Genomic DNA, 8,910 nt, shown 5'->3' on the forward strand with positions numbered 1-8,910 from the left:
CGATGCCAAAATAAGCGAAACCCCTGCAACCGCTTGTCTGCAAGGGGAGATATGATAGGAACCTTTGAATTTGCCCTGTGTTTATCCATGGCCAGACCCGCCAAATCCGAGAACCGGAATACCCGCGCCGACATCCTGAATGCCGCGGCAACGGCCTTTGCCGCGCAAGGCTTTCATCAGGCTTCGCTGGCGGATATCGGACGGGATGTCGGCATCAGCGCCCGAACCATCCTCCATCACTTCGCCAGCAAGGAAGACCTTTTTGACGAAGTGATCCGCGCCAAGTTGTTTGAACCGATCGGGGTGGGAATTCGTCGGGCGCTGGACAGCGACATGCCGGTTGAACTGAAGTTGCCGCTGATCATGCAGCAGGTGTTTGATGTCTGGTCAGGCCACCCGAGGCTGCTGTCGCTGACTCTGGCGGAGTTCTTGCGCCCCTCGGGCATGGGCAAGCAGATGGTGCTCGAATACGTCATGCCGCTGTTGACGGAGATTGAGCGCTTCGTCAAGCAGGATATTACCCCTCCCATGCCCGCCAATGCCCCGTTCCGCGAAATCATGGCGCAGATCCTGTTGATGCACGCCACCCGGTTGTCGATGCAGGATGTCAGCCAGCAGGTTTTTGAAGCGGATAACACCCAGGAAATTTTCCGGCGCTTGCTGGATATGCTGTTTCAGTGGGAAACGCCGCGATTGGCCTGACAGGCCTGCTGTCGGCGTGTCCGCTGCAGGCTTGATTGTGACCGCTATCTTGTTTTGATATATGTAATGTGGTTACATTGTCGGCTTGTCTGTATAGTCACCCGGCTATGCAGGCATTCCTGCACAAAGGTGAAGACCATGACAAGAACAAAAACGGCGGTTGCGCTGGCTGCCCTGATCGGCCTGATGTCGCAACAGGCCTTCGCCGACAAGGATATCGACGAGTTACGCGGCCCGGGACTGGGCAATGAATGGCGGTTGATCAAGAACGATACCCGCAAGAACATCAAGGCGTGGGACAAGCGCGACGATGACAAAAAATACCGTTCCTTCAAGCTCGACCTGATTATTGATGCGCCGCTGGAAACGGTCGCTCGCGCCTATTTTGACATCGAGTATTACCCGCGCTGGTTCTGGGAAGTTCAGGAAAGCCGGATATTGAAAAAGGTGTCGGATACCGAGTTCTACTATTACGTGGTGCATCGCGCGCCCGTCAGCCAGCCGGACCGCGACGCCATCATTCACGCGGTAATCGAACCTTACACGGCCAAGAAGGGCTATGCGTTGTTCAAACTGGAAGCCAAGCCGGACTACATGCCTCCCAGGCCGCCGCTGGTGCGGATGAACGCCGAGGACATGATCATCAAATGGACCCCGCAGCCGGATGGCACCACGCGCGAGGAAGTGGAGGGTTACATTGATCCGGGCGGAAAGATTCCGGCCTGGGCCATCAATGCCGTGCAGCGGCAGGCGCCGTATTACACGGTGATGGGCTTGCAGCGGGTGGTGCAGACGGAACGTTTCAAGAACAGCAAGGAGCCGCTGCCGTTCAGGGTGCGTGAATAAGAGCGATTCGGATAAGGGTCGGGCGGCCGGGACATATCCCGGCCGCCGTCATTTTGACGCCGGTTTACTTGTCGAGCTGCGACAGATCACGCACGCCGCCGCGATCGGCGCTGGTGGCCATGGCCGCATAGGCCTTCAACGCGGTGCTGACCTTGCGGGCGCGCGGATGTTCCGGCTTCCAGCCGTCTTTGCCCTTGGCGTTCATCGCGGCGCGGCGATCGGCCAGTTCGGCCTCACTTACCAGCACGTCGATGGTGCGGTTGGGAATGTCGATGCGGATGCGGTCGCCCGGTTGCACCAGCGCAATCGCGCCGCCCGAAGCCGCTTCCGGCGAAACGTGGCCGATGGACAGGCCGGAAGTGCCGCCGGAGAAACGCCCGTCGGTCAGCAGCGCGCACTGCTTGCCCAGACCCTTCGACTTCAGGTAGCTGGTCGGGTAGAGCATTTCCTGCATGCCGGGGCCGCCCTTCGGGCCTTCATAGCGGATTACCACGACTTCACCAGGCTTTACTTCATCGTTCAGGATGCCCTTCACGGCGGCGTCCTGGCTTTCAAAAATACGGGCCGGGCCTTCAAACACCAGGATGCTGTCGTCCACCCCGGCGGTCTTCACCACGCAACCGTTCTCGGCGATGTTGCCGTGCAGCACGGCCAGACCGCCTTCCTGCGAGAAAGCGTGTTCCACCGAGCGGATGCAGCCTTCGGCGCGGTCGTCGTCCAGCGTGTCCCAGCGGCAGTTCTGGCTGAACGCCACCTGCGTCGGGATGCCCGCCGGGCCGGCGCGGAAGAATTTATGGACATCCGGGTTGTCGGTGACCTTGATGTCCCATTGCGCCAGCGCGTCCTTCATCGTCGGGGCGTGCACGGTGGAGACGTCGGTGTGCAGCAGGCCGCCGCGCGCCAGTTCGCCCAGGATGCTCATGATGCCGCCTGCGCGGTGCACGTCTTCAATGTGGTATTTCGGGGTGTTCGGCGCCACCTTGCACAGCTGCGGCACCCGGCGTGACAGGCGGTCAATGTCCTTCATGCCGAAATCGACTTCGCCTTCCTGCGCGGCGGCCATCAGGTGCAGGATGGTGTTGGTGGAGCCGCCCATGGCGATGTCCAATGAAATGGCGTTCTCGAAAGCCTTGACGTTGGCGATGTTGCGCGGCAGCACGGATTCGTCGTCCTGCTCGTAGTAACGGCGGGTGATGGCGACAATGCGACGGCCCGCTTCCAGGAACAGCTGCTCGCGGTCGGCGTGGGTGGCCAGCGTGGTGCCGTTGCCGGGCAGCGACAGGCCCAGCGCTTCGGTCAGGCAGTTCATGGAGTTGGCGGTAAACATGCCGGAGCAGGAACCGCAGGTGGGGCAGGCGCTGCGCTCGTAGTTGGCGGCCTGTTCGTCGCTGACATTGGGATCGACCGCCGCCACCATCGCGTCGATCAGGTCGAGCTTGATGAACTTGTCGGAAAGCTTGGTCTTGCCGGCTTCCATCGGACCGCCGGAAACGAAGATGACGGGAATGTTCAGGCGCAGCGCGGCCATCAGCATGCCGGGGGTGATCTTGTCGCAGTTGGAAATGCACACCAGCGCATCGGCGCAGTGAGCGTTGACCATGTATTCCACCGAGTCGGCGATGATCTCGCGCGAGGGCAGGGAGTACAGCATGCCGTCGTGGCCCATGGCGATGCCGTCGTCCACGGCGATGGTGTTGAACTCTTTCGCCACGCCGCCCGCTTTCTCGATTTCACGGCAGACCAGTTGGCCCAGGTCCTTCAGGTGCACGTGGCCCGGCACGAACTGGGTGAAGGAATTGGCCACGGCAATGATCGGCTTCTGGAAGTCCTCATCCTTCATGCCGGTAGCGCGCCAGAGGGCGCGGGCGCCCGCCATGTTGCGGCCTTGGGTGGAAGTTCTGGAACGGTAAGCGGGCATGATGTACTCCTGAAAGATCGCCGGATAAATCGCAAAACCAGCCGCATAGAATAACAGGAACAGCGGGTAACGTCAGGCGCGGGGTGAGGCTGGTTTTTGCGGTTGCCCGGCGTTGGCAACCGTGCCAAATTAGTCCCGGCAAGACCATGCCCCAACCCTTGATGAACCGTCAGGAAGCGCACGCCGCTGACCAGGAGCCCTTGATGAAATTCGAAACCACCCGCGCCATTCCGGCCACACCCGCCGCCGTCTTTGCGGCCTTTGCCGATGCCCGGCGTCTGGCGCGCTGGTGGGGTCCGGCGGGCTTCACCAATACTTTCGAGCTTTGCGATTTCAGGCCGGGCGGCGACTGGGTTTTTGTCATGCACGGCCCTGATGGCGCGAATTACCCGAACCGCAGCCGTTTCGCCGATATTGAACCGGATCGCCGAATTACCATCGACCATGTCTCCGAACCCCGTTTCCGCTTGACGGTGACCCTGACGCCGTTGTCGGACTGGGCCACCCGGGTGGATTGGGAGCAGGTCTTTGAAAGCGCCGATCTGGCGCGGCAGATCGAGCATATTGTGACACCGGCCAACGAGCAGAACCTGGATCGTTTGACCGTGGAGGTGACGCAGGAGCCGTCTTGAGACGGCCTCGCTGCAGATGATGTTTGCCATCCCCAAGGAGAAAAAACCATGACGACCGGAACCGTTCGCCTGCATCGCGTTTTGCGTGCTCCCGCCGAGCGTATCTATCGCGCTTTCATCACGGAGGCCGCCGTGGCCAAATGGCTGCCGCCCAATGGATTTACCTGTACGGTGCATCATCTGGACGCCACGGTTGGAGGCGGTTTCCGCATGTCGTTCACCAATTTCGGCAATGGCGGGAGCCATGCTTTTGGCGGCACCTATCTGGAACTGGTTCCCGGTCAGCGCCTGCGTTATACCGATACCTTTGATGACCCCAATCTGCCGGGGTCGATGATGACCACGGTGGATTTGCGTGAGGTGACCGGCGGCACCGAGATTACAGTGGTACAGGAGGGAATTCCCGAGGCCATTCCGGTGGAAATGTGCTATCTGGGCTGGCAGGATTCGCTGTGTTTGCTGGCGCAGCTGGTTGAGGCGCAGGTTTGCGGGTAAAAAAGGAGATAACATGATCCGCGCCCTGTTGGTCTGGGACCCGCAACCCTTTGGAGCTGAACCGCAAGATCGTGCCGCTGTTTCGGCGGATTTTCACCGCTTGTTGGGAGTGAAGGTATCTGCGCCGAATGAGAAGCTGCTGGTGTTTGCTCGGAAGGTGGGCGAACGCTTGTTGGCGGAAGATCCGGATAACGAGGATTACCAGAACTACTACGGCACGCTGGGAGAAGATGCGCTGGCAAACGAGAAGGCCATCTTGTCGCTGGATTTGCCATCGGACGATTGGGTACCCGCGCTGAAGGTCATGGCGGAGGAGGCAAGGGCGTTACGTCTGGTGATGCTGGATGATGAGTTGGGGATGGCGTTTCTGCCGGACGGGCAGGTGGTGCCGGAGAACATGCGGAAGGTCTGGGAAGGGGCCTTGCGGGAGATGGAGGCGCCGGGGTTTCCGAAGCGGTTGAGTGAGTTCAAGAAGTGGTTCAATCCGAAGTTTGAGGAGATGCTGGCAAGGCATGGCTTTAATAAGAAGGTGAAGGATCCATTGGATGGCGAGTATTGCTATTTACGTCAACAGTTGGGAGGTGGTCAATATATTAATATAGTTTATCAGGGTGGTGGTGGAGATTATTTTTTGCCTGTTGGATTTTATGTGATAAATCGTGATGTTAGCAAAATATATGATAGATTTAATTTCCTTCAGAGATTACCCGCATTGTATTTGGATGCTTATTCGGTTTATGGAAATTCGGCGCAGCTAGGAAGTATGATTTCTGATTATGATTTGGCTCTTGAGCGATTGGGTTTTATAGAGAAAGTGATCTTTCCTCTCTTGGATATAGCATGTGATATTAGAGGTATAGATCAAGTAATGAATGGCTGTTTTGACACAAACTTGCGAGATTATATTCAGAATAGCTCATATGCGCCTAATTGTCTGATTGTTGCGCGCTTAAGTGGAAATCCCGATTTTGAGACGTTGACGGTAAATCTTAGGGAGGCCAGACGTGGAGGGGCTAATATAACCGCCATTAAGGGCGACGAATGGCTAAAGCTGGTTAAATACTTACGGGAAGAAGTGCAGCCGTTAGTATAAGATCTCAGGCTCCACCATTAGTTTAAATCGGCCTTTTATAATCGGCCCCTCGTGTAAATCGGCAAACCGCCTCCCGCGCGCAAAATGCGGAAGCCGGTTAATGCCCCGCATCTGCGCCTTCACCCCTTAACGCCTGCCCACAAACTCGTAGGCGTAATGACTACTCTGCTTCTGTTCCCAATTATCCAGCAGGTGGTATGTCCGCTTCCACAGCCAGCGTTTGCAATAATAGTTGGCAAGACCATCCTGGCGGCAACCCTTGATTTTGAACGGCAAGTTGAATCCAACCTGACGCCCGCGGACAAATTCGCGCACCGGAACCGGCTTCACCAGATGCGTGCCGTTAGTATCGATCGTGCGGGTATAAATGGTGCTGTCGGTCACCGCTCGGCTTTCCTCCAGATTATCGTCACCAAAAAACAGGTAATGGCGCTGGGTGGAAGCGGGGTCACCCAAGGTGCTGGGCCAGTCGGCCTTGCCGCCGTCATGCGAGTGCTCGGCAATGCTTTGCACGAAGGAATAATGGTTGTGATAACGGTTCCGGGGATCGTGCGGGGTGCTGGCCCAGGCATAGACAACGGGCAATACCATGCCGGTCGGCGACAGCCAGGGGCTGCACGCTGCCGCCAGATAGAGCGGCGTCGGGAACGGCACTTTCAGGTTCTTTTCCGCCGTGAGCACTCCTGAATTCCGCACCAGCCGTCCCCCGAATCCGGTCATGTCAAAGGCCTTGATCATGCTGAAGACCGTGACCCCGCTGGGCGCGAATAATCCGGGCTGTACCGGGTTGGGATTGCCGCAGGCCGAATCCATGGTGACCACGCCGTCATCCACTCCGGGTAGAAATCTGCTGGTCACCACATAACCCCCAATTGGATGCCCGCCCGCAAAGGTCACGGTGGGGACGGGCGTTTTGTTGACCAGCGGTCCCCAGACGGTTTGGGTTACCGCCGGCACCAGATCCACCAAGACGCTGTTGGCAAGGTAGCTGGTATCCGCATTGCAACTGTTAGTGGAATTACCCGTAATGCCAAGGAAAACGTTAAACATATCGCAGATCACGTTTGATGCATCCACCGGCAAGGAAATCGCCATGCCGAGCACCAGGCCGACGGTTGCGACGCGACTTCCCGAGATGGCCCCGTTGAAGGAAATATGGGCCGCCATGCGCTCAGCGATCTGGATGCCGCCTTTGCCGTAATCCTCACTGGCAGCCTTGGCCATGGCCGTGCTGACAATCAGTGAGCCGGTAGAGTGGGAAATGAGGATGCAGCCGTTGGCGCAGAAGGGTTTGTCCCAGTTGGCGGGATAGCCCGGCGGGGTTACCACGTTCTTGTTGGCCAGAATGGCCTGGCTGATCTGGTTCATCAGGGCATCCTGCGCATAAGCCAAACGCTGATTGGATGACCAAGCCACCAGCATATAGCGGTTGTGCTTGGGCTGATAGACCGGCGCGGCATCGTTCGGCGTCCATTGCCAGCCTTGCCCCAGATGTTCCTCGATATGGCTTTTCCAGTAGTCCTCGGCATAGGTGCGGAAATAGCCGCCGGTATTGAGGAACTCCGAGGCGTCCTGCGGCCACACCCGGTTGGCCGGATAGACCGGTCCCATGGCGGATGGCGGATGATTCAGCCGGGCCGTCAGGTGCTCGGTCGCCAGACCATGGACATAGATAATGTCGCGGCCCTCAAAAGGCTGGCTGCTGTCCAGAAAGATCTTGCTGTTGCAGGGGGTGGGGGTTTTGACTTCCGTTCCGGCGGTCTTGGTGAAGCATACGGCATCCGGCATGGCCGGGAAATCGGACAGGGGTGGCAGCGGGTGCTCGGCCACATTGGTGACCAGGGCGGGAACCTCGTTCTGTTCAAACTTCTCCAGGGCGATTTCCGCGCTTTTATCGGCATCGCTTTCCGGTACTTCGGCCGGGGGTTCATCGCCGCCGATGGACGGGTCGCATACCTGATTGGCGTAGAAGGCGTCCGTTGAGGTGTCGATATCCGGATAAAGATCGGTGAGCAAACCGCGATTTTCTTCAACGTAGGTCGGGGCGGTGACATTGGTGGCTTCCGGCGGCACCGTCACATTGCCGAACTTGTCGAGCTCGGCGGGCTGGTCGCAGGCGGACAGGGCGGCGATGGTCTGGTCGGCTTCCGGAGAACTGCCGCCGCCGCAGGCTGCCATCAGCAGGACCACCCAAAGGACGCTCATACGTCTGAGGTAGCGTGCGGCCACCGCAGATAAAGCTGTGTCGGCATGCGCCGCCATGGCCGTTCTCCCGCTGATTTTTTGTTTTGTTCCTACCGTCCAGAACAATCTACGCTTGAAAATTAGGCAACACAATGAAGGGAAAAGGGGTCAGACACGATTATCCTTTTACCTTGGGCCTCCCCCGTCCCTTGGAGGCTGATTGCCGTTGCGTCAACGCTTCAATCTGTGCCTGAAACCGCTCTCCGCCCAGCGCCCATCCCTTGTGGGTGGCCTCACGGATATCCTGCAACTCCTGATCGGCGACGGGTTTTCCGAACAATGCGCGATAAGCCACCTGCCGTTCCTCCGTAGTGTTTCCCAAGCTGATGTACAAAGGATGCGGTTTCAGCCAGTCCGCATTCAGGCCTGTCTGTCCAGCGGCATATCGGGCATGGCTGCTCCAGGAATAGTCAGCGGCTTGGACGACCATTCCGGCCCTGACGGGGTTAAGTTCGATGTATCGCATCAGCGTAAGCAGGTAGCGGTCGCTATCAACCACTGTTGCGCGGTAGCGTCCTTCCCAGAGGGTTCCGGTGCGTTGGTAAGTCTGGTTGAAATACTGCACATAACGCCTGCAGGCTGATTGGAATACCTTGCTGATACTGTCTTCGCGGCCGGGAGTGGCAAGCAGGTGGATGTGATTGGTCAGCCAGACGTAGGCGTGGATGGCCAATTGGTGCTTGTCGGCGGCTTCGACGATGGCGTCTCGGAAAAACTGGTAGTCGGCGTCGGTGGCAAATATGGCTTGCCGATTATTACCGCGCTGGATGATATGTTGAGGTTGTCCGGGGAGAATATATCGGGGGAGGCGTGCCATAAACTTTCCTTGTAATTTGAAACCATAATTCTATATTGATGAGTTAATAAAATAAAGGTGTCTGACCCGAATGGCACTTACTTAAGCTTTTTCGGGTGGCCATTTCGCCGGATCTCTTCAATCGCAATCTTCCTCGGTTTTGTCAGCATCGGATAGGGTTTTG

The 8,910-nt window shown here is 57.9% G+C and carries 8 protein-coding genes; 5 read left to right on the forward strand and 3 right to left on the reverse strand.

The window, feature by feature from the left end; all coding sequences use genetic code 11:
* Positions 1–87: 87 nt before the first annotated feature.
* Complete coding sequence (locus EV700_RS00520; RefSeq protein WP_165391279.1) at positions 88–702, forward strand: TetR/AcrR family transcriptional regulator; 615 nt, start codon at positions 88–90, stop codon at positions 700–702.
* 138 nt (positions 703–840) lie between these two features.
* Entirely contained in the window at positions 841–1,548 is a 708-nt protein-coding gene (locus tag EV700_RS00525) for an START domain-containing protein (protein WP_130410411.1), read from the forward strand.
* A gap of 64 nt (positions 1,549–1,612) precedes the next feature.
* Here the strand turns inward: EV700_RS00525 and ilvD are convergent, their stop codons facing one another.
* Entirely contained in the window at positions 1,613–3,466 is a 1,854-nt protein-coding gene (gene ilvD / locus EV700_RS00530) for a dihydroxy-acid dehydratase (RefSeq protein WP_130410412.1), read from the reverse strand.
* A gap of 146 nt (positions 3,467–3,612) precedes the next feature.
* Between ilvD and EV700_RS00535 the strand changes: the two genes are divergently transcribed.
* The 3 genes from EV700_RS00535 to EV700_RS00545 are packed head-to-tail and all read left to right on the forward strand — an operon-like array spanning position 3,613 to position 5,686.
* Complete coding sequence (locus tag EV700_RS00535) at positions 3,613–4,098, forward strand: SRPBCC domain-containing protein (RefSeq protein WP_207224534.1); 486 nt, start codon at positions 3,613–3,615, stop codon at positions 4,096–4,098.
* A gap of 48 nt (positions 4,099–4,146) precedes the next feature.
* Positions 4,147–4,593: an SRPBCC family protein gene (locus EV700_RS00540; protein WP_130410413.1), complete on the forward strand. Its 447-nt coding sequence runs from the start codon at positions 4,147–4,149 to the stop codon at positions 4,591–4,593.
* Positions 4,594–4,606: 13 nt separating this feature from the next.
* Positions 4,607–5,686: a hypothetical protein gene (locus tag EV700_RS00545; RefSeq protein WP_130410414.1), complete on the forward strand. Its 1,080-nt coding sequence runs from the start codon at positions 4,607–4,609 to the stop codon at positions 5,684–5,686.
* Positions 5,687–5,812: 126 nt separating this feature from the next.
* On the opposite strand, the gene EV700_RS00550 is transcribed toward EV700_RS00545, so the two are convergent.
* Positions 5,813–7,891 carry a hypothetical protein gene (locus EV700_RS00550; protein ID WP_130410415.1) on the reverse strand — a complete coding sequence of 693 codons (2,079 nt, stop codon included), beginning with the start codon at positions 7,889–7,891 and terminating at the stop codon, positions 5,813–5,815.
* A gap of 157 nt (positions 7,892–8,048) precedes the next feature.
* Positions 8,049–8,747, reverse strand: coding sequence for a transposase (locus EV700_RS00555; protein WP_130410416.1), 699 nt, complete (start codon positions 8,745–8,747; stop codon positions 8,049–8,051).
* Positions 8,748–8,910 lie beyond the last annotated feature (163 nt).

This window comes from Fluviicoccus keumensis (assembly GCF_004217445.1).
GTDB lineage: Bacteria > Pseudomonadota > Gammaproteobacteria > Pseudomonadales > Moraxellaceae > Fluviicoccus > Fluviicoccus keumensis.